The organism is Peribacillus sp. FSL K6-1552 (assembly GCF_038005205.1).
Taxonomy (GTDB): Bacteria; Bacillota; Bacilli; order Bacillales; family DSM-1321; genus Peribacillus; species Peribacillus butanolivorans.
In genome coordinates this window covers 4,787,701-4,809,408 of record NZ_JBBOST010000001.1, presented here as the reverse complement: position 1 = coordinate 4,809,408, position 21,708 = coordinate 4,787,701, and the positions used below count along the sequence as shown (strand labels likewise).

At 35.5% G+C, this 21,708-nt stretch carries 21 protein-coding genes and 1 pseudogene; 15 read left to right on the top strand and 7 right to left on the bottom strand.

Annotated elements, in window-relative coordinates; translation table 11 throughout:
- The first annotated feature begins 264 nt into the window (after positions 1-264).
- From NST21_RS23095 to NST21_RS23075, 5 genes are all read left to right on the top strand, one after another.
- Positions 265-405: a hypothetical protein gene (locus NST21_RS23095; RefSeq protein WP_157444582.1), complete on the top strand. Its 141-nt coding sequence runs from the start codon at positions 265-267 to the stop codon at positions 403-405.
- Between the two features lie 414 nt (positions 406-819).
- Complete coding sequence (locus NST21_RS23090; protein WP_340892620.1) at positions 820-1,464, top strand: formylglycine-generating enzyme family protein; 645 nt, start codon at positions 820-822, stop codon at positions 1,462-1,464.
- A 590-nt stretch (positions 1,465-2,054) separates the two neighbouring features.
- Positions 2,055-2,513: a DUF2716 domain-containing protein gene (locus tag NST21_RS23085; RefSeq protein ID WP_340891512.1), complete on the top strand. Its 459-nt coding sequence runs from the start codon at positions 2,055-2,057 to the stop codon at positions 2,511-2,513.
- Positions 2,514-2,671: 158 nt separating this feature from the next.
- Complete coding sequence (locus NST21_RS23080) at positions 2,672-3,580, top strand: PhzF family isomerase (protein WP_340891508.1); 909 nt, start codon at positions 2,672-2,674, stop codon at positions 3,578-3,580.
- Positions 3,581-3,918: 338 nt separating this feature from the next.
- Positions 3,919-4,662 carry an amidohydrolase family protein gene (locus tag NST21_RS23075; protein WP_340891505.1) on the top strand — a complete coding sequence of 248 codons (744 nt, stop codon included), beginning with the start codon at positions 3,919-3,921 and terminating at the stop codon, positions 4,660-4,662.
- Between the two features lie 266 nt (positions 4,663-4,928).
- Here NST21_RS23075 and NST21_RS23070 read toward each other — a convergent pair whose 3' ends face one another.
- From NST21_RS23070 to NST21_RS23060, 3 genes are all read right to left on the bottom strand, one after another.
- On the bottom strand, positions 4,929-5,090 hold the full coding sequence (locus NST21_RS23070) for an SDR family NAD(P)-dependent oxidoreductase (protein WP_157444581.1): 162 nt from the start codon (positions 5,088-5,090) through the stop codon (positions 4,929-4,931).
- Positions 5,091-5,161: 71 nt separating this feature from the next.
- A complete protein-coding gene (locus NST21_RS23065) occupies positions 5,162-5,692 on the bottom strand; it encodes a PadR family transcriptional regulator (protein WP_056530005.1) in 531 nt (176 codons plus the stop codon).
- 46 nt (positions 5,693-5,738) lie between these two features.
- Positions 5,739-6,920 carry a YhgE/Pip domain-containing protein gene (locus tag NST21_RS23060; RefSeq protein WP_340891503.1) on the bottom strand — a complete coding sequence of 394 codons (1,182 nt, stop codon included), beginning with the start codon at positions 6,918-6,920 and terminating at the stop codon, positions 5,739-5,741.
- Positions 6,921-7,534: 614 nt separating this feature from the next.
- On the opposite strand from NST21_RS23060, the gene NST21_RS23055 reads away from it, so the two are divergent.
- Entirely contained in the window at positions 7,535-9,301 is a 1,767-nt protein-coding gene (locus tag NST21_RS23055) for a GMC family oxidoreductase (protein WP_340891500.1), read from the top strand.
- Positions 9,302-9,535: 234 nt separating this feature from the next.
- Here NST21_RS23055 and NST21_RS23050 read toward each other — a convergent pair whose 3' ends face one another.
- A complete protein-coding gene (locus NST21_RS23050; protein WP_340891499.1) occupies positions 9,536-10,090 on the bottom strand; it encodes a helix-turn-helix domain-containing protein in 555 nt (184 codons plus the stop codon).
- 110 nt (positions 10,091-10,200) lie between these two features.
- On the opposite strand from NST21_RS23050, the gene NST21_RS23045 reads away from it, so the two are divergent.
- Complete coding sequence (locus NST21_RS23045; protein WP_340456177.1) at positions 10,201-10,785, top strand: LysE family transporter; 585 nt, start codon at positions 10,201-10,203, stop codon at positions 10,783-10,785.
- A 104-nt stretch (positions 10,786-10,889) separates the two neighbouring features.
- Here NST21_RS23045 and NST21_RS23040 read toward each other — a convergent pair whose 3' ends face one another.
- A complete protein-coding gene (locus NST21_RS23040; protein ID WP_340891497.1) occupies positions 10,890-11,018 on the bottom strand; it encodes a hypothetical protein in 129 nt (42 codons plus the stop codon).
- Between the two features lie 374 nt (positions 11,019-11,392).
- Entirely contained in the window at positions 11,393-11,974 is a 582-nt protein-coding gene (locus tag NST21_RS23035) for an LOG family protein (protein WP_056530032.1), read from the bottom strand.
- Positions 11,975-12,273: 299 nt separating this feature from the next.
- Between NST21_RS23035 and NST21_RS23030 the strand changes: the two genes are divergently transcribed.
- From NST21_RS23030 to NST21_RS22995, 8 genes and pseudogenes are all read left to right on the top strand, one after another.
- Positions 12,274-12,789: a histidine phosphatase family protein gene (locus NST21_RS23030; RefSeq protein WP_340891495.1), complete on the top strand. Its 516-nt coding sequence runs from the start codon at positions 12,274-12,276 to the stop codon at positions 12,787-12,789.
- An 83-nt stretch (positions 12,790-12,872) separates the two neighbouring features.
- Positions 12,873-13,412 (top strand): DUF1697 domain-containing protein, encoded by a 540-nt coding sequence (locus NST21_RS23025; protein ID WP_340891494.1) that lies wholly within the window; start codon positions 12,873-12,875, stop codon positions 13,410-13,412.
- A gap of 265 nt (positions 13,413-13,677) precedes the next feature.
- A complete protein-coding gene (tnpB, locus tag NST21_RS23020; RefSeq protein WP_340887741.1) occupies positions 13,678-14,883 on the top strand; it encodes an IS200/IS605 family element RNA-guided endonuclease TnpB in 1,206 nt (401 codons plus the stop codon).
- 103 nt (positions 14,884-14,986) lie between these two features.
- Positions 14,987-15,184: pseudogene (locus NST21_RS23015) on the top strand (LysE family translocator); the annotation flags it as partial.
- A 187-nt stretch (positions 15,185-15,371) separates the two neighbouring features.
- The gene (gene fabZ, locus NST21_RS23010; protein WP_201223121.1) at positions 15,372-15,797 is read left to right on the top strand and encodes a 3-hydroxyacyl-ACP dehydratase FabZ; all 426 of its coding nucleotides are present in this window, start codon (positions 15,372-15,374) and stop codon (positions 15,795-15,797) included.
- Between the two features lie 526 nt (positions 15,798-16,323).
- The gene (locus NST21_RS23005; RefSeq protein WP_340891491.1) at positions 16,324-17,514 is read left to right on the top strand and encodes a glycine C-acetyltransferase; all 1,191 of its coding nucleotides are present in this window, start codon (positions 16,324-16,326) and stop codon (positions 17,512-17,514) included.
- A gap of 41 nt (positions 17,515-17,555) precedes the next feature.
- Positions 17,556-18,515, top strand: a complete 960-nt coding sequence (locus NST21_RS23000; protein ID WP_340891490.1) for an L-threonine 3-dehydrogenase — start codon at positions 17,556-17,558, stop codon at positions 18,513-18,515.
- A gap of 206 nt (positions 18,516-18,721) precedes the next feature.
- Positions 18,722-20,116: an amino acid permease gene (locus NST21_RS22995; RefSeq protein ID WP_053347619.1), complete on the top strand. Its 1,395-nt coding sequence runs from the start codon at positions 18,722-18,724 to the stop codon at positions 20,114-20,116.
- 226 nt (positions 20,117-20,342) lie between these two features.
- Here NST21_RS22995 and brnQ read toward each other — a convergent pair whose 3' ends face one another.
- Entirely contained in the window at positions 20,343-21,677 is a 1,335-nt protein-coding gene (gene brnQ, locus NST21_RS22990; RefSeq protein ID WP_340891489.1) for a branched-chain amino acid transport system II carrier protein, read from the bottom strand.
- Between the last annotated feature and the right edge of the window lie 31 nt (positions 21,678-21,708).

The following is a 21,708-nucleotide window of genomic DNA, read 5'->3' as shown; positions in this document are numbered from 1 at the left end:
CGTTAATTTAAGCAAACTTTATTTTAAAGCTACACAAGGGGGGCATTCATAAAACTACTTTACCCATTGAAGGCAAATTATCCAATTGAAGAGCTGTGTCAGGCTTTTTTTAAAGTAGACGGTTAGCGAAGAACAATGGGGGAAATACTAAAGGGAAGGATTGTTATTTAGAATTTTCAGAAAATTATATTGACAACAAAATGACGTTGTTATATATTATTTATAAGTTAAATTTATTGTTATATAACAGAAGGAGGAATCAAGATGATGAACATGTATGATAAAGCCTATGAAAGTTATTTAAAGATTTGTGAAAGGTATGAAATGGAGTCGATCAACTTCGACCACTTCATCAAAAATTTAACCAAAGATCAGTTGGATGAATACAGTAAATTAGCCGTTTAAATGAAAGGGCGTGATTGCACAAGATGGACCTCCCGGTTGATGTAGATGTAGAAGCCAAATAGAAACCCCACCAGTTGCTAAATGGAAACAGGTGGGGTTTTGTCATGTGTTTAAGTGTAGTTTTAAAATAAAGTCGTACTGTTTATAAAAAAGATGTACCGATTTAAATAAAGTTTAATCGTTTATAAAAATGATAAACCGAAATCAATACTTGATATTGGTTTTCCTTAATGAACTAGGAGGTTAGTTTAAGAAGGAATTTCTTAGTGAAAGAGTGAATTTAATATTTAAAGGAGTTGAAATAATGAGATTGGGATTAAGAAAAGATGAAATAAGGTTAACAGACTATAAAATCAAGCTCATTAGGAGGAAGGTAGAGTGTCTAATAAAATAAAGAGATACATTGACTATCCAATGGTAAAAATTCCAGGGGGAGAAATAGAATTAAGAGACGATAGAATAAAAAGCAAATGGAAAGCTGAAATAAGACCGTTTCTTCTTGCCCGGTATCCTGTAACTATGGGTCTATACTATGCTATTACAAATAAATCACCTAAATCTTTTGACGGAGATCTAAAACCGGTTGTGAATATTTCTTGGAATGATGCGATTTCTTTTTGTAATCTACTGTCACAGAAAGCTGGACTGAAAGAGTGTTATTCTATAAGTAATGATGGTGAAAACGTTATTTGTGATTGGGAATCAGGAGGTTATCGACTTCCTTCAGAATCAGAGTGGCAATATGCATGTAAAGCAGGGACTACTGGTTATAGATACGGAGAGCTTGATAAGATTGCCTGGTATAACGAAAATTCAGGAGGCAAGATCCATGAAGTAGGAAGAAAGGAACCGAATGCATGGGGTCTGTATGATATGTTAGGGAATGTTTGGGAGTGGTGTTGGGATATATATGATGAACAAGTGTACGGCTCCTACCGAATTTTTCGAGGGGGTAGCTGGGCTGAAGAGGCCAGGGGTTGTGGGGCTTCGTGTCGTCGTCGTAGCCATCCGTCATTTTGTATAGACGACCTTGGATTCCGTCTTGCCCAGTCTTTTTAACTTCAACAAACAAGTCAACTTTCGAGGTTTTACAGCACAACTAACGGATAACAGTGACTGGCTACACGTGTTTGTTTAATGAGATGAGATCCAAAAAGAACGGGTTCATTCCACGAAGGAAAATCTGCTTTTTTTATTGATAAAACCTAAATAATTTTTTATTTAAGCCCTCTTTAAAACAGAAAAAGCTCCTCATATAGCTCCCGAACCATCATTCAGAGCTTAGATTTTCTATTGCCATTTTTATCTTGGAATAGGAAGTAGATCTCATTATGATTGCATCTGAAATTATATGAATAAAATCCAGCCTGGCTAGATCCTCTACCTTTCTCATACAACACAAACTTAGAATTATATATGCTAAGATTTATTAATGTAACCCTTTATAATGGGATGCATTTTATTCAATTTTATCTATTTTGTTCTTGGAATGAGGAGATTCTTAGACTTTCTTAATGAACTAAAGGGTGCTTTGCTTCAAAAACAGGGGTTGCTGTGGCAGCCTTTTTCTTATGGGAACGGGGCAGGTTAGTTGAACAAGAAATGGTATAATAATCCTCATTAAAAGCATCGTAAAGGTGGCTATTCAAATGGGAAATTGGATTGAATTATCTACATTAGAATATAAAGAGGTATGGGATAGGGTATATGATGCATTTAAATTTGAACCAGGTATGGCAGACTTTCCATCTTTTGAAGTGCCAAATCCATTTATCACTTATGATGAGATTTATTATGATCTAGAGGAAAAATCATTGCTTGTCTTTCAAGAACTCACACAGAAAAATGAATATATGTATGCGTTAGATTGGCAACATCCAGGTTATTGGATAAACCCCCGTTTGGAGTTTCCCAAAAGTGAATTTGATGAATGGAAAGTACCTATTTTTCCAAACGGTGATTATTACTTTTTTATTCATAAGAATTTTGAATGGGGATTATTAGGACACCCTTGGGAAAGAACCATAACTATTTTTGGAAAAGAATTGATAAAGGTTTTTGAAAAACATCAACCAAAAATGTTTCAAAAAATATTACGTCAGGGATAATGTAAACCTTTTTGAACTAACAGGTGCTTTACTTCAGTAACTGTGGTTGCTGCGGTTCCTTTTTCTTGTGGAGCTAAAACGGGGTAATTTTTAATATAATAAGAATTATAGATAGTATAAAGGACCGGAAATTAACTATATTAAAGGTGGGAAATGACATGGCAAGAAAGTACCGATTATATCAAATTGATTCATTTACGAAAGAAAAATTATCAGGTAATCCTGCTGGTGTAATTACAAATGCAGATGGTTTATCTTCGGGTGAGATGCAGAGGATTGCTAGAGAGCTTAACAATTCGGAAACGGCATTTATATTTAAATCAGACAATAGCGAATCTGATGTACATATTCGTTTTTTTACGCCTACTCATGAGGTTCCCATCTGTGGACATGCGACGATTGCTGCCCACTATGCTCGTGCAGTTGAAAATAGTTTAAATACAGGTAAAGTTTATCATAAAACTGGTGCCGGTATTTTACCAGTCGATGTGATTAAAGAAGATAATGATTACAAAATTATAATGACCCAGGGTAGTATAAGTTTTGATGCGGTGATTGATGGTCTAGCTTTAGAAAAAATATTTACAGCTTTCAATATTAGTGAAAATGATTTATTAGAAGATTGTCCAGTACAAATCGTTTCTACCGGGCATTCCAAGGTGATGATTGGAATTAAAAATTCGGAACTTCTTCACCGATTAAACCCTAATATGGATTTACTAACAAAAGTCAGTGGAGTAATTAATTGCAATGGTTTCTATGTGTTTACGATGAATGCTCCCGACTCCGAAGTCTTAATTCATGGAAGAATGTTTGCTCCAGCAATTGGTATTAACGAAGACCCTGTTACAGGCAATGCGAACGGCCCTTTAGGCGCATACTTAATACACCATGGACTTGTCAAACATGATAATACTTTATTTAGTTTTAAAGCAGTGCAGGGCGAAGCTATAAACCGGGCGGGTGTCATTGATGTTCAAGTGAAAATTTGTAATCAGGAACCAGAGGAAGTAAGGATTGCGGGAAATGCTGTAATCGTATTTAAGTCCGAGTTATTACTTGAATAGCCATTCAACGTGCGTTAGCTTAAGATCGAAGCTGTCTTAAGGCAGCTTTTTAATGGTTCAGGTTAGCTTAACCTGGACCATTAATATTATTGTAGCGTATTTAGATTTTGTGCCCTTAATAACCTTACAACTACCTCGAGGTTGAGTGAATAATTCCTTGTTACAAATACTATTAGTTTTCTTCTTTCAATAAGGCAGGTTGCTGAGGCAGCCTTTTTCTTATGGCACTAACGGGGCAGGATAGTGCAATAAGATAAACTTATGAATCTGTATTAATAACCCACAATTTTATTTATGTACCATAATTGATATGTTAAAGAAAAGAAAGGGGATTTGAAATGAGAATTTTTGATGCACATTTTCATATTATTGATTTTGATTTTCCAATCATCGAAAACCAAGGATATTTGCCACCCAGCTATGTTGTAGAAGATTATCAAAATGAAACTGCTGATTTGAATGTATTAGGTGGAGCGATTGTATCTGGGTCATTCCAAGGATTTGACCAAGAATATTTATTGAAGGCACTTAAACAAATGGGATCAACATTTTGTGGCGTTACGCAATTACCTTTTACTGTGACGGACGAAGAGATTATAAGTTTAAATAAAAATGGGGTAAAAGCATTACGTTTTAATATAAAACGAGGTGGGTCAGAAGATTTATCGAAACTCGATTACTTTGCAAGGAGAGTTTATGATTTAGTAGGGTGGCATAGCGAACTTTATATTGATGCAAAAGAGTTACCCGAAATTGCATCTACTATTGAAAAATTACCTGCCATATCAATTGACCATTTAGGATTATCTGAAGAAGGATTACCTCATTTATTAAGGCTGGTGGATAAAGGCATTCGAGTTAAAGCAACTGGTTTTGGTCGTGTAGAATTGAATATTGAGAATGCCTTACACTCAATTTATGATATTAACCCAGACGCTCTTATGTTCGGAACAGATTTGCCATCTACAAGGGCGAAAAGACCTTTTGAGTATGCAGATATTGAATTGATTCAGCGTCTATTTGATGAAAAAGCTACCGATAAAATATTGTACACGAATGCGTTAAAATGGTATTTTAAATAATTCAGCCTTAAGATTTAGAATGAAAATTTAAAGTTTGTGAGTGAGTACACGTAAACTCTTTTTTTCTTATGGAGCTAAAGGGAAAAGAGCCTAGGCACTCCATTTTATTAAACTTCATGATGGGAAAACTTAATTTAATCTTTTGTAATCATATAGGGAAACAATTTAATTATGAATAGAAAACTAAGAGCCTTACTACAAAGAATGTTAGTAAGGCTCTTTAAAATTTTTAATTTTCAATGGGTTAACAAAGGTGTTTAATTCATCTACAATTCAGTAACCCCTGCGACTGCTAATTCTTGTTTTGCTTGTTCTAGTCGTTCTTTATTTATATCAGCTAATAATAGTGTTCCTTTTTTACCAACTAATTCAGCAATCGCTTTGCCCATTCCGCCTGAACCACCAGTAATGACATATACATTATTCATTTTGTGAACCTCTAATTACTTTTTGATCTAAAGTATGGAACTCCTGCCAAAAATCCTGCTCTTGAGTAAACTTATAATTCATTAGTCTTAATCCTTCTAATTAACTCTTCAAACCAATATATTGTGTGATCTGTTCTGGTCGAAAAATAACCATCCAAAAATTCACGAATATTCTCGTTGCCTTTAGGGTCTGGCTCGAAATTCTCAAGCTGCTCCCAAATAGCCTTGATGGACTTTACTTTTTTTTCTAATATATCTACTACTTTATCCCGGTCTACATACTTGATGTTGGCTAAACCAACAATCATATCCTTAATTTCATCCGCACTTTCAAATAATTTATAGATTTTATTTGGTAGTTCTTCGCGACCCTTAGCCGTAATCGCAAATACCTGTTTATCAGGTCGATGTTCTTCTTTTATCACTTCAACTGGCTCGACTAAACCTTGTTTTACTAATGATTCAAAATGGTAGTACAGTTTACTTTCAGTTAACCCGCCTAGGCGATCCAACGGAATGGGTTCTGAAAGCTGCTTTTTTAATTTATAAGGATAATTTTTATCTTCCATCAGCTTGCTCAATATAAAAATTTGAATAGACATTTCCTACGCTCCTTTAAGAAGTATTATCTCCTTATTGTAGCAAAACCTAAGCTGTGATTTCAGCCGCATTCTTTTCAACTTCTGTTTCAGAAACCTGTCCTGGCATTGGTTTTTGAATAAACGCGACAATAGCCATATTAATTAACATCGAAACAGCACCAACCGCAACCATTGACCAAATATACGGACTTGGACTAATGCTGCCATATAGGTTTGCAAAGTACGCTTGCACCGAGTAATACATTGGTGAAATGTGGCTCATCCATTCATATGGTAAATGCATCATATCACGTGTGATAGTGGCACCATTTGCTATTGTTTGAATTAATAAAATCGGTAAGTTTAAAATCATGCCGCCTTCACCTAATAAGAAGATTAAAATCGCTGTGAAATTAAAACATACCATATAGTTTAAAATTTGTTGACCTACTATACTGAAGAATAGGTCACCGCTTGGCTTGTCAATTAAATACGCTACACCTACAGCAACGAGTGATGAAATAACTGCAATCAATAACGCAGCTAATTGCACATAAATGAATAAACGTGTTTTACTTGCTTTTCCTCGACTGGCTTTAAATGCACCTACTAATTGCATCGCTCCAATCATCGCCCCAACATAACCGGCCATTGTTAAGAACATTGGCAGCATATTATTATTCATACCATCTGGTATTTCGTTGATTGTAACTACATTTCCGACATAGGATTTCTCAATCTTTTCCGCTAATTCAGCGGCTTGCTTTTCTGGTACATTAAAGTTCATCAATACGCCCTGGGCTGTTTGTTGTGAGAATTGTGTGCTTAACTGATTGTTAATTTCAGTTACGATAGCATTCATGGTAGAAGAAACGACTGTTGCCCCTGCCTCATTGATTGTAAAGTCAATGCTTGATGACGCTTCACCTTTTTGCATATTCGCAGAGAAGGTTTTTGGGATGTGTACGACTAATGCCAAATCATTTTTCTCTAAATCTTTTAAGGCTTGTTTATTGGTTATATCCGTCTCGATTTCTTTAAAGGGTAAATTTTCTTGTAACTTTTCGGCAATCATCGCACCATTTTTACCGGCATCATCATTGATGATAGCGATAGGTAATTTATCGACATTTCCTGGAATGGCTGTATACCCAGGCAAGAAGATGCCTAGCATGGCAACAGCATAGAAAATCCCCATAAAGATTGCCGCAGTTGCCCCTCTTGTTTTTAAGAATTTAGTAAATTTCATCTGTTGAATCCATCCTTTTGAGTTAATTTTAACATGTTACTTTATTCAAAGTACTCAAATTAGAGTAGTTTAAAAGAAGTACTTTGAATTTTATTTTATTTTTTTCAATAAGTCAATTGAAAAATTTTATGCAGAGGAAAAAACCCCCAACAAAGCAGGACGTCAAATCTTCTACTTTGTTGGGGGTAACTATTAGGGAGATCATTTGTAACTTGAATTCCTTCGGCAACCTTGTATGCCAAAAACCCTCTCTAACTGCCGTATATGACCATGATCACCCAAAAAGGAGCAACAGTAACTCTCATACAGCTAACGGGACAGGTTAGTTGAATAACATTAAAGCAATTGCCTTTTATAAAAAGAACGGAATGCTAGAACTTAAATCTGAGTTAGGTGGGAAGGTAATTAGAATGAAAGGTATAATTTAACTTTCACTCTCTTCAATTAAAAGAGTTCTTTACTTCAATAAGGGAGTTGCTTCGGCAGCTCTTTTTCTTATGGAGCTAAAGGAGCAGGATAGTGCGATAAGACACAATTTATGAAAAATAGATTATACCCCATTACCTCGGACTTCTATGAACATAAACTAATTTAATGAAAGGAGATAGATATGTATGGGTATAAGACCTGGTACTGATAAATTCAATATATTTGATTATATTGTCATAGGAGCTGGAACGGCAGGCGGGGTAGTCGCTAAGAAATTAACGGATGACCGAAAAACTTCCGTACTTGTGTTTGAGCCTGGAACAAATATGACTGCTCAGTTAAGCACCCCGAACATTTTAGATGCCATTATTTTGGCCAGTGATAATAAGTTTGCCTCAAACCTTCTATCCAGAATAGAGTCCTCCATTCTACGGCAGCTTATTACGGTTAATGGGAGGGCCATTGGTGGAAGCTCAGAAGTTAACGATATGTATTCTGTCCGCGGGAGTAAAGAGCTGTATGACGAATGGGCTGATCTTGTTGATAACGACCAATGGAGCTACAACCAAATTCTTCCTTTGTTTATCGAAAATGAAACCTATACTGGACAAACACAAAGCCCGAACGAAAGGGGAAGTAAGGGGCCAATATTTGTTAGACAACAGCATATTCCTCCGAATGGGCTCATACAAACGCTGACAAATGCAACTGCCAAAGTATTGGACATTGACATTGTTGAGGACTATAACACAGGCGTACGTGACTGTACTTTTTACAAATCCCAATTTAACCAGAAGGAGGTTGGTAATACCACTACCCGTTCTTCGACCGCAACAGGATATTTAAATGAGAGTATTGTTAGTCAGGGAAACGAGTTTCATCCAGATGAGTTTGGAGTTGGAAAGAGAAAGTTGGTCATTTTCGCTAAAACAACGGTGAACAAAATCTTATTTAAGAAAAAGAAAGGGCAGATGATTGCGATCGGAGTTGAATATATCAAGGACGGTGTTTCTTATAAAACGTTTGCCCGAAAAGGTATTATCGTTTCGGCAGGATTTTCCTCCTCAGTAATCCTTCAACGATCAGGGATTGGCAAATCCAGTGATTTGATTAACGCAGGGATTACACCATTGATTGAAAATCCAAATGTTGGTTACAATCTGCAAACTCAAGCGTATGCCGGCCTGGGAGTCAGGGTGGATACATCTCAGATAATTCCTATAGCTGTAGCCGATCCTAATCAGCCTATTGCCTTAGGTGCTTTTAAAGCAGAGCATAAGGATAGTTTGGAGGGCCGCCGCCTTCAACTGATAGGAGCCCCAGCACCCCTATTTATTCCTGCTTCGGATATAGCTAGTAATGCGTGGAATCAAGATTTAACCAAGCCTACCAATATCATGAGTTTTGGCATTATAGACCTTAATCCAAGAAGTAAGGGGACAATTATGGCCTCCCATAGCGATCCAGAAGCTCTTCCGTCGTTTTCCTTCAATCCGTTACAGCCAGATACGAATGATCTAGATTTCATGGTGGATCAATATATCAACACTTACAATATTATTAAAGAGGCTAGAAAAAATAACAGCGGCATTCATGAAGTGGTATACCCTCCGGAGCAAATCTTCACTTTAACGGATGAGGCAGAAAAAAGAAAGCAGCTTGGAGATTATGTCAAAGCATCTTATTCGAATTTCTTCCATTATGGCGGGCAATGTAAGATGGCGAAGAAAATTAAAAAAGGAGTTGTCGATGAATTCCTAAATGTCTTTGGTACCAAAAATCTTAAAGTCGCTGATCTTTCTGTCGCTCCTATTTTACCAGACGGTAACACTTCAATACCTGCTCAGATGATTGGTTTAAATGCTGTAAGATTCATTCAAAATAATCCTCACCCTATCGTAGTTGATGATGATGAATTTGAGGATTTCGAAGAAAGTGAATCAGACGAGTAAAACAGGGAATAAATTTTGGATTATAGACTCTAAGAGAGGTTTACTTTTTATTTAAGTAGAAAATAACACCTTCTTCTTCAACTAACTGGTGCGTTAGCGTCATAAGAAGGCCGCCTTTTTGGCGGCCTTTTTAAAGTATGATTACTACAATTGGTAGGTTTAGTAATAGCTTCATTGTTACAAAGGCACAAATAAAAACAGAAGAAAAACCCCGTTCTTGTAAGACGGGGTTTTTTAAGTTGGATAATATAAGATCATACTTAATCGAGTTAATGTTTCCCCTGAATTAAGATAGTCATGGGGTTTGTCAGCTTTGAATCTGATAGAATCACCATTTCTTATTGTGTATTCATTGTTATTTACACGTACAGTTAGTTCCCCTTCAAAAACAGTTAAGAACTCTTCAGTTCCCTCTCTGTGCGAATCAGCACTTAGGAATCCACCTTTTTCTATCTCGATTGAATAAACTTCAAAGCGTTTATCATCTTCGAAGGGAAAGTAGGGATAGACTCGATATTTTCCATTGTCTTCAGATAATGTTTGAATATCACTTCTTAGAACAACTTTTGTATCTGGCTGCGGATTATTTATTAGAGAAGTAAAAGAGATCTTTAAGCCATTTGCAATTTTCCAGATCGTTGTAATAGTGGGACTCGATCCTCCTCTTTCAATTTGACCAATCATTGTTTTACTTACTCCAGTCAGCTCTGCGACTCTTTCAAGGCTTAATTTTTTACTTTCTCTAAAGGCTTTTAAGTTTTTTGCAAGTATAAGATTTATTTCCTCCATAAATACACTCCTTTATATACAATATAACGTCCGTATTGTACAATAAAAAGTAAATCGTTATATTGTTCATTTTAGACATTATAACATACATCACAGAAGGAGGGCCCAATATGCCTTTATTGTCGTTTTTGCTATATGTTTTTGTTACTAGTTTTACACCAGGTCCTAATAATATTATGGCAATGTTATTTGCTAACAAATACGGGTTTAAAAAGACACTTGGATTTTGTTTAGGAGTAGGTGCAGGTTTCTTTGTAATCATGATATTGTCGAGTTATTTTAATCTTTTGCTTAAAAATTTCATTCCGAAAATTGAATTTATTATGACGTTCCTAGCTGCAATCTATATGTTGTATCTGGCTATAAAAATAATAAGTAGTAAAAATAATGATAAAGACGATGATGGGGATAAAAATAACCGTTTTCTTTCAGCTATGCTTTTACAATTCGTAAATCCGAAAGGTATTTTATATGGCATAACAGCAGTATCAACCTTTATCATTCCATATCATACTTCAAATTTCAGCTTACTATTTTTTTCATTTTTTCTAGCGTTTGTTGGTTTTCTTAGTACTATGAGCTGGAGTGTGTTTGGTTCGCTGTTTCAAAGGTTCCTAAAAAAGTATAGAAGTCAGTTTAATCTAATTATGGCTTTGTTATTAGTGTATAGTGCAATTTCGATTCTTGTAGAATAAAACAGGTTTCTTGTTAAACGGGTGCATTAACTCATTGGTGGTTACACTAAAAAGAAAAGTTTTTTACTGTACCTTAATTTCCTAAATTAGAGTCCTTTTCTTTTTTAATTATGAAAAAATCCAACAAATACTATACCTAAGTTAGCATTAGAATCTGATATTAGAAACTCATTTAAATTTGACAATAATCCTACTAATTCAGCAGTAAAGCTTATAATTTCGATGGAATTCATTGATACCCTGCCCCCCTTCTTCGCTAGGCTTACGTGATTGAGCCATATAATAGGTTATATTTACTAAGGTGAAATGAGTTTGTAATGACTAAAATGATTTCTTACAATTGTTCTTATAATATGAAGTGAATTGACAAACAGGAAAGTAAACCAAGTTCCCATTATCATTTTTGGATATTTAGGCAGCTTTTCAAAAAAACAAAAGAATCGTAGTTTGCTAAATCAAAATCCACAAAAAGCCCCTATCTATGTCGATAGGGACTTTTTGTGGATTTTGAATAAAGTTTGATAAAAATCCTGTTGGATATGTACCAGGATTTTTACTTCTTCAACTAAAGGGGCAGAAGAGTGCGGGCCTGTTGATTTTTGAATAATCAGGTTTGTTTTTCAGTAATAAAAGATTTTACGGTTGGTGGTTCATATGTATTAAATTGATCAAGTAGGCCATTTGGTTCTACATCTACCAGCGCCATAGAACGGTATTTTTCATGCAGGAACTGTTCATCAGACATATGATTAAATAAAGCAACAAGAGGATCATAATAATGATTAATATTTAACAGTCCACAAGGTTTATGATGAAGTCCTAACTGAGCCCAGGTAAAAATCTCAAAGAACTCTTCTAATGTTCCTGGCCCACCTGGCAATGCTATAAAACCATCGGCAAGTTCTGCCATTTTTGCTTTTCTTTCATGCATGGAGTCCACTACAATTAGTTCGGTTAGGTTCTTATGGGATATTTCTCTTTTTTCTAGAAAACTAGGCATTACTCCAATTACTTTTCCACCCGCTTCCAAAACGGAATCTGCAACTGCCCCCATAATTCCTACACATGCTCCCCCATATACCAGTGTAATATTACGTTTAGCCAGTTCTTTACCCAGTTTTTTTGCAGCTTCTAAATAGACATTAGATGCTCCTTTACTTGATCCACAAAAAACAGCTAGAGTCTTCAATTAATATCACATCCTATTAAGTAGTCTTGCTTACTTATCATACAGAAATATGGGGATTTTGTTAAACTTAAATTATTAAAATGAAAGGTGGGTTAATATGAACGTAACTGAATTTCAACAATGGGTAAGAGATTATTAATGCCCATAAAAAGAAACTATCTGAACGCTATTCTAATGCGAATAGCGTATAGAATCATAATTAAGTAACCTGATAAAGTTAAGCAATTGAACCAGTAAGAGGAATCATATAGTACCTTGAAGAATTTATATAGGAATATAAATAAAGTAGAGGTGATTAAATGCAAATTTTATTGATTCGTCACGGTGAATCAGAAGATGATTTTTTAGAGAAGGATTACACAGGTTCTACTGATTTACCATTAACAAGTAAAGGTCTCATTCAAGTTAAGAAAATGTCTAATCGTGTGTTAAACGAGTTTCCACCAGATTTTATTTGGAGTAGTACTTTGAAAAGAGCTAGTAAAGCAGCTGAGATTCTATCTAATACTATCGGTTGCCCAGTGAAATACTTAGATGACCTTATAGAAAAGCAAGAAACTGAGAGTAAACTAGAATTTAGGGTTCGTGGTGAACAAATTTTTTCTTTTATTAAAGAAAACAGTAAAGAGTTCAATAGAATTGCTATCATTTCACACGGTGGAATGATAACTAAAATTATTGAAAGTTTTCTGCAATTACCAACAGTTAATAATAATGTATGGTTTAATTCTGATAATACAGGAATTCATCTCCTTGAATATATTAGGAACGTGCAACTTATCCGATTTACTAATAGTACATCTCACTTAAATTAATATAGCTAGAAGGGAAGATTAGTGAGGTAGGAGTTAATGCTAGAAATAGGTTAAATGTGAAATGAAAAAAAGGAGGGGCAAAAATGACTATCTATATCGCCTTTCTGCGAGGGATTAACGTAGGTGGACACAATAAGATAAAGATGCAAGAATTAAGGAACTTATTAACAAATATGGGGTTAGATAAAGTTAATACTTATATTCAAAGTGGAAATATTGTATTTCAGTCTGAGGAAAATGCAGAACAATTACAACATCAAATTATGCAAGAGATTAGAAATTATTTTGGTTTTTCAGTAACCGTTATCTTGAGAACGGTTACAGAGTTGGAACAGATTATTAACAATTGTCCATACCCAGTTAACTTGTTATTGGAAGGTGAGAGTGTGCACCTTTCTCTCTTGGCAAAAGAGCCTTCAAAGGAAGGTATAAATCATTTACTCAACTTTAAAAGTGAAATGGAAGAATGTTATATAAAGGGTAAAGAAGTTTATCTATATTTACGTCAAGGTGTTCGAAATTCCAAGCTTTCTTCACAGCTTCAAAAGTTAGGTGTTCCAGCCACAGCACGCAATTGGAAAACGATCAAAAAGCTTGAAACCATGGTAAAAGCGATGCAATGAGTAGTTTGAAGAAATTCAGATAAAATAAGTTATTCAACAAACCAGTGCTTTACTAACAGGGTTGCTACTGCAACCTTTTTCTAATTGAGCTAGAGGGAAAGTTAAGTTCAATAAGGATGATTTTGGTAAAGTGTAGTTAGTTAATGATTAAAAGGGCGAGAGCCCAACGGTAAGGGGGAGATGAATGGCTGTTGGCATAAGCCAAAGTGATCTTTTGACAAACATATGTTCCCTGGTTAATAATAACTATAAGGGGGTGAAACCAATGGTCGTAAACAAAGCTTATAAGTTTCGAATCTATCCAACTAAAGAACAACTAGTTCTAATCAATAAAACGATCGGCTGCTCCCGTTTTGTCTTTAACTTCTTTTTAGGCAAACAAAAGGAGAAAGATGCCTACTGGTATATTTGTGAAGAAATGAAGCAGAACGGCCAATTATCCTCTAATGAACGGAAAGGTTCTTTTCTGAATAAATACGCAACAATCAAAGAACTTCCAGCTTTAAAGAAAGAGTATTCTTTCCTGAAAGAAGCAGACAGTATTGCCTTACAGAAATCGGTGGAAAATTTAGCAGATTCTTATAGTCGATATTATAAAAAGCAAAACAAATCACCACGCTTCAAATCGAAAAAGAATCCTATCCAGTCCTACACGACTAAACATACGAATGGAAATATAGGAATGATTGGAAACAAAATCAAATTGCCAAAGCTCGGTCTAGTTCGTTTTGCTAAAAGCCGCGAAGTTGAAGGGCGAATCATCAATGCCACAATCAGGCGGAACCCTTCGGGTAAATATTTCATTTCCGTTTTAGCCGAAACCCATGTACAAGTACTTCCTAAAACGAATCGTTCGTGCGGTGTAGATGTTGGCTTGAAGAACTTTGCTATTCTTTCAGATGGTACGGTCTATCAAAACCCAAAATTCTTCCGGACGGTCGAAAAGAAATTGACCAAAGCACAACGGATTCTTTCAAGGCGACAAGAAATAGCCTTGAATCAAAATAAACCATTGGCTGAAGCCAAAAACTATCAAAAACAAAAACGAAAAGTGGCTATCCTACACGAAAAAATTTCAAATGCCCGAATGGATTACTTACATAAAGTTTCTACCGAAATCATCAAAAACCACGATGTTATTGGAATGGAAGACTTGCAAGTGTCGAATATGATGAAAAATCACAAACTAGCTAAAGCTATTAGTGAAGTATCTTGGTACCAATTCAAAAAAATGTTGGAATACAAAGCAAAATGGTATGGTAAACAAATCGTGACCGTATCTAAAACGTTTGCTTCTAGCCAATTGTGTTCTAGCTGCGGTTACCAAAATAAAGACGTTAAACATCTGAATCTTCGTGAATGGGATTGTCCTTTTTGTTCTACTCACCACGATCGAGATATTAACGCAGGACTCAATCTAATGAATGAAGCCATAAGGCTTCTAACCGTAGGAACTACGGGAAAAGCCTAATTAAAAATTGGCCGATAGGCTAATGTTCTTAGGAATCCCCCACTTCAATCAGACCATAAGGTCGATAAGTGGTGGGTAGTTCAATGCAACAGATAATTCCTATGGTCCTTTTCCTTTTATCATTTTAGGTCTTTCATTTGTTATGACGGGAACTTTTTGGTGTTTAATAGTCGCTAATTTTTCTTCATATGTAACTAAAAAGTTAAGGAATAATTCTAAAATTGAATATTTATTAAATAAATTAACGGGTATCCTTTTTATTGGATTAGGAATAAAGCTATTTCAAACAAAAGCACCTTAAATTAAAACTATTCAACTAGGGTAATTTTTTTCAGTATTAGGAGCTGATCAGCAGCTCCTTTTCTTATGGATTAAAGGGAAGTATAGGTTGAAGAAGGATCATTTTAGTACCAACTATTAATACCAGATGATAGAATTAAATGAATCGTTAGTAATAAAATATTATTATTGTTATGGGGGCCTTAATGATGTTAGATATTCAAAAAATTAAGGAAGTAATTAGACATCGTTATCCATTTCTTTTAGTGGATAGGATTTTGGAATTAGAAGAAGGAAAAAGAGCAGTTGGTATAAAAAATGTTACAGCAAATGAGGATTTTTTTAACGGGCACTTCCCTAACTATCCAGTTATGCCAGGTGTATTAATTGTAGAGGCATTAGCTCAAGTAAGTGCAGTTGTGATGTTAACTAAAGAAGGAAACCAAGGACGATTAGGGCTTTTAGCAGGTATAGATAAATGTCGTTTTAAACAGCAAGTAAAACCAGGAGACCAACTCCTTCTTGAAGTTGAAATCACGCGATTAAAAGGTCCTATTGGGAAAGGCAAAGGTATAGCTACAGTTGATGGGGAAATAGTTTGCGAAACAGAAATAATATTTGCATTTGGTGATTAAAAGTTATTAATTTTTTTGGGGAAAGTTTCCTTAGGGGGGCTTTTTTTGTTTAAGAAAGGTACAAATTTCATGTCAACTCTTTTTTAAAAAACATATTTCATAGGCGATGACACACGTACTGATCAGGGCTCTTTCGAAGTTCACTTTAATAAACAAGAAAACTGCCTTTAGTATTCATTTTTCACATCTATCTCCATGTTTAACTTCGAAATTGATGATGGAATTCTCTTCGTATTTTCTACGATTTAAACGCATTTTTGAGCGGGATTTATTACAAAGCTACAAAAATTCCAAAATTTTTTGTCCACACAATATGGACAACTATAATTTTTTCTATTATTATGATTCTTATAACTATTAGTACAAAAGGATTTAGGTTACTTCTTCATGTATTTTTGGAGAGGACACATGTATTTTCGTGAAAATGAGTAAAATTCAATATTCTTAAATGCAATGTTTGAGAATAGAGGTAAATCATAAAAAAAATCCTGCATTTATTCCAACCATCAATGAGGGGGTATATGAAATGTCTAGTGAAATATTAAATCAATTTTTGAATGAAAATTTGGAAGATTTAAAAGAAAAAGGACTTTACAACATTATTGATCCGGTAGAAGGTCCAAATGGTCCGGTAATTACCATTGCAGGCAGAGAGCTAATTAATTTATCATCCAATAACTATTTAGGTTTAGCAACAGATCAGAGATTAATAGAGGCATGCATTGAAGCAACGAAAAAATATGGTGTCGGATCCGGTGCGGTTCGTACGATCAACGGAACATTAGATATTCATGTCAAATTAGAAGAAAAGCTTGCCGAATTTAAACATACAGAAGCAGCCATTGCTTACCAGTCTGGATTTAATTGTAATATGGCAGCGATTTCAGGAGTGATGGATAAACATGATGCCATTCTTTCAGATGAACTGAATCATGCTTCTATCATTGATGGATGTCGATTATCTAAAGCAAAGATCATTCCCTTTAAACATTCCGACATGGACGATTTACGGACAAAAGCACGTCAAGCAAAGGAGTCCGGATTGTATAACAAAGTCATGATCATTACCGATGGAGTTTTCTCGATGGATGGAGATATTGCCAAGCTTCCTGAAATTGTGGAGATTGCCGAAGAGTTTGATTTAATTACGTATGTTGATGATGCGCATGGTTCGGGTGTATTAGGTAATGGTGCAGGAACAGTAAAACATTTTGGGTTATCGGATAAGGTGGATTTCCAGATTGGAACATTATCCAAAGCCATTGGTGTTGTAGGAGGCTATGTAGCAGGAAAGAAAGATTTAATTGATTGGTTAAAAGTGAGAAGCCGTCCATTTTTATTTTCAACGGCTGTCACACCAGGAGCAGTTGCAGCTTGTATAGAAGCCATTGATATTTTGATGAATAGCTCAGATCTTCAAAATAAGCTGTGGGAAAACAGCAATTACTTGAAAAAGGGCCTAAAAGAATTAGGGTTTGATATTGGAGAGAGCGAAACACCGATTACACCTTGCATAATAGGAGATGAAGCAAAAACACAGCAATTCAGTAAGAGGCTGAATGAAGAAGGTGTGTATGCTAAATCTATCGTATTTCCTACCGTTGCAAAGGGAACAGGAAGAGTGCGGAATATGCCGACAGCTGCTCATACAAAAGAGATGCTGGATCGTGCATTAGCCATTTATGAAAAAGTAGGAAAAGAGATGTCGATTATTTAAGGAATTGCTTGCTGCAGAGTGAAAAAGGGGAGGGATTTTTGATGAAAAAGATCTTAGTAACAGGGGCTTTAGGTCAAATTGGTTCAGAACTAACGCTGAAAATGAGAGAGATATATGGATCAGACAATATCATTGCAACAGATATTCGAAAAACAGAAAGCGATATTGTTCAATCAGGTCCATTTGAGATTTTAGATGTTACAGATGAAAAAGCGATGTTTAATATGGCAAAAAAACATGAAGTGGACACGATTATTCATTTAGCTGCATTATTGTCAGCAACAGCTGAAAAGAAGCCTCTTTTAGCCTGGCATTTAAACATGGGCGGATTGGTTAATGCTTTGGAAGCGGCACGAGAACTTGATTGCCAATTATTTACACCTAGTTCTATTGGCGCGTTTGGTCCAACCACGCCTAAAGATTTGACTCCACAAGACATCATTCAACGACCGAATACGATGTACGGAGTGAATAAAGTATCCGGAGAGTTATTATGTGATTATTATCATCATAAATTTGGGGTTGATACGAGAGGTCTTCGATTCCCGGGACTGATTTCGTATGTTACACCTCCTGGCGGTGGAACAACCGACTATGCAGTTGAAATTTTTTATGAAGCGATTAAAAATAAAAGATATACTTCTTACATTGCTGAGGGAACGTATATGGATATGATGTATATGCCTGACGCTTTAGCTTCCATCATTACATTAATGGAGGCAGATGCCTCAAAATTAAAACATCGGAATTCTTTCAATGTGTCTGCTATGAGCTTTGATCCGGAGCAAATTGCAGCCGAGATTAAAAGGCATATTCCGGAATTTGTCATGAATTATGAGGTCGATCCTGCAAGACAATCTATTGCCGACAGTTGGCCCAATACAATAGATTCAACTTGTGCAAAGGAAGAGTGGGGATTTAAGGCGGAATATGATTTGGAGAAAATGACGAGGGATATGCTGATAAAGCTGAGAGTAAAGTCACTTTTAGTTACCGCATAAATAAGCTACTAGCCGAATAAAAGAGTTGTAAAACTCTTTTATTCGAGTTACTATATTCAGATGTTTTGAATTTTTTTTAAACGTTATGTGATGCAGTTTTTACAGCCATTAAAAAGTAAGCGCTTTCTATTGGCGTATAAAATTAAACAATCGGTCGATATGCCGTGCATCAAATTTCGACTATTAGTAGTGTAGGGGGAATTGGAATGGCCAACAAAGATTTGAACAGGGAGTTGAAAGGTCGTCATATTCAGATGATTGCTTTGGGCGGTACAATTGGTGTTGGTTTATTTATGGGTTCAGCCAGCGCGATCAAATGGACAGGTCCGTCCGTAATGTTAGCTTATGCAATCTCAGGGATTTTTATATTTTTGATTATGCGTGCAATGGGGGAAATGTTGTATTTAGAGCCAAGTACAGGTTCATTTGCAACATTTGGTTATAAGTATATTCATCCATTAGCAGGGTATATGACTGCATGGAGTAACTGGTTTCAGTGGGTTATTGTTGGGATGGCTGAAATTATTGCAGTTGGGACGTACATGCAGTATTGGTACCCTGATCTTCCTGCTTGGATTCCAGGTTTGATCGCAATGGTTATTCTAGGAGCAGCGAACCTAATTTCTGTTAAATCTTTTGGTGAAATTGAATTTTGGTTTGCACTGATTAAGATCGTAACAATTATATTAATGATTGTTGCAGGATTTGGACTTATTTTCTTTGGAATAGGTAACGGAGGAGAAGCGATAGGATTATCAAATCTATGGGAACATGGTGGTTTATTTACAGGCGGTTGGAAAGGGTTCTTCTTTGCTCTTTCACTAGTTGTTGCAGCGTATCAAGGTGTAGAACTAATCGGGATTACAGCTGGGGAAGCGAAAGATCCGCAAAACACGATAACTAAAGCGATTCAAAGTACCATTTGGCGTATTTTAATCTTCTATATCGGTGCGATTTTTATTATTGTAACCGTTTACCCGTGGGATCAACTAAGTTCAATTGGTAGCCCATTTGTTGCAACCTTTGCGAAAGTTGGTATTACAGCAGCAGCTGGAATTATTAATTTTGTCGTAATCACAGCTGCAATGTCAGGCTGCAATAGTGGTATTTACAGTGCAGGACGTATGCTTTATACTTTGGGAATAAATGGACAAGCGCCAAAATTCTTTGCGAAAGTATCTAATAGTGGTGTCCCTTTATTCGGTACGTTCGGTGTGATTGTTGGGTTAGCAATTGGTGTTGTTTTAAGTTATATTGCACCAGAAAATTTATTTGTGCATGTATACAGTGCCAGTGTACTTCCTGGTATGATTCCGTGGTTTGTCATTCTGATTAGTCAAATTCAATTCAGAAAAGTAAAAAGTGCTGAAATGGTCAATCATCCATTCAAAATGCCTTTTGCACCTGTTACAAACTACTTGACCATTGCTTTCTTAATTATGGTATTAATCGGAATGTGGTTTAATGATGAAACGCGTATATCGCTTATTGTAGGAATTGGTTTTCTAGGTATCGTTGTAATTAGTTATTACGCTTTTGGAATAGACAAACGTATACCAGTAGATGCTGCTCAGACAGATGATAAAGTGGCTAACCTATAATTTACTTTGGATTTTAAATTATTGATTTACTTCAAAACCAGGGTTGCTACGGCAGCCCTTTTTTTTGAAATGAAATGCGTAGGTTAGTTCTATAAGAGTAAAGATAAAAGATGTAAACAAGGCAAAGTGGTCGACCAATTTGAGATCATTTGTTATATCCATATTCATAAAAAAGCAGTCTAGGCATTAATCCTAGACTGCTTTTTAAAATACATTATTTATTTAATTAATCTACTTGATGATTAAGACGGAATTTCAATATGCTAGCGGCATACCCTATGAATCCTCCAACAATAGCTGGAATAATCCACCCTAGTCCTACCTCGTACAAAGGAAGAATTGTATTAAAGAAATTATTAATGGATGAAATGTGTATACCGGCTCCATTTAATCCATCAAATAAACTGACAATAAAAGTTAAAAGTAAGCTACCTTGATAAACTTCAGCCTTCCCTTTAAATAAAGAATGAAGGAAGGTTAAGAAAATCAATACAATAGCTAATGGATAAATAGCTGTCATTACAGGTACAGAAAATGCAATTAACTGTGTTAGTCCAATATTGGCAACTATTGCACTAAAAATCGATAAACTAATAGCAATTGTTTTGTAAGGTAGCTTTGGAAATAGTTTATGGAAGTACGAAGAACAAGATGTAACAAGTCCTACGCTCGTTGTTATACAAGCTACTGTAATCATTAATCCTAATAATACCCCACCATAAGCTCCAAAATAGTAATCCGAGACTTTTGCTAAGATAATACCTCCATTATCCAAGTGTCCAAGTTTTTCTACACTTGAAGCACCCATGTAAGAAAGAGCTGTATAAATGGTTGCTAGGATAACGGCAGCAATTCCAGTTGCTTTTCCACAAACAATCATAATTTGTTTTTTTGTTTTTGCTCCTTTTTCTTTAATGGCATTAATGATAATGATGCCAAAAACAAAAGATGCAAGAGTATCCATTGTTAAATAACCTTCTCTAAACCCATTAAAAAATGGTTGAACTGTATAGTCCTTAGCAGGTGCTTGAAAATCCCCAATTGGATTAACAAAAGCTACTACTACCAGGATTCCGATGAACGTTAACTTGATAGGTGTTAATATTTTCCCCACAATTTCGACAATTTTCGCGGGATTGAGCGAAAGAAGACACGTAATTGTAAAAAAGATGATTGTGAAAATAAGCAAAGGAAGCGGCCCAGAATTTTCGGGTAAGAATGGTTTTACACCTATCTCAAAAGAAACGTTTCCTGTTCTAGGCATTGCAAATAATGGACCGATTGCTAAGTAAAGAACGATTGTGAATACAATCCCAAACACAGGATGTACGCGGCTTGCTAATGATTGTAAATCATCTTTTCCAGAAAAACCAAGTGCCAACACACCTAGTAACGGTAATCCAACCCCTGTTACTAAAAACCCAGCATTAGCAGTCCAGATATTCATTCCTGCTGATTGACCAAGCATCGGCGGGAAAATTAAATTTCCTGCCCCAAAGAATAGTGCGAATAACATGAAACCAATCACTACTATAAATGAAGATGGTACTTTATTAGACAAATTAAAACCTCCATGATAACTAAATTTTACT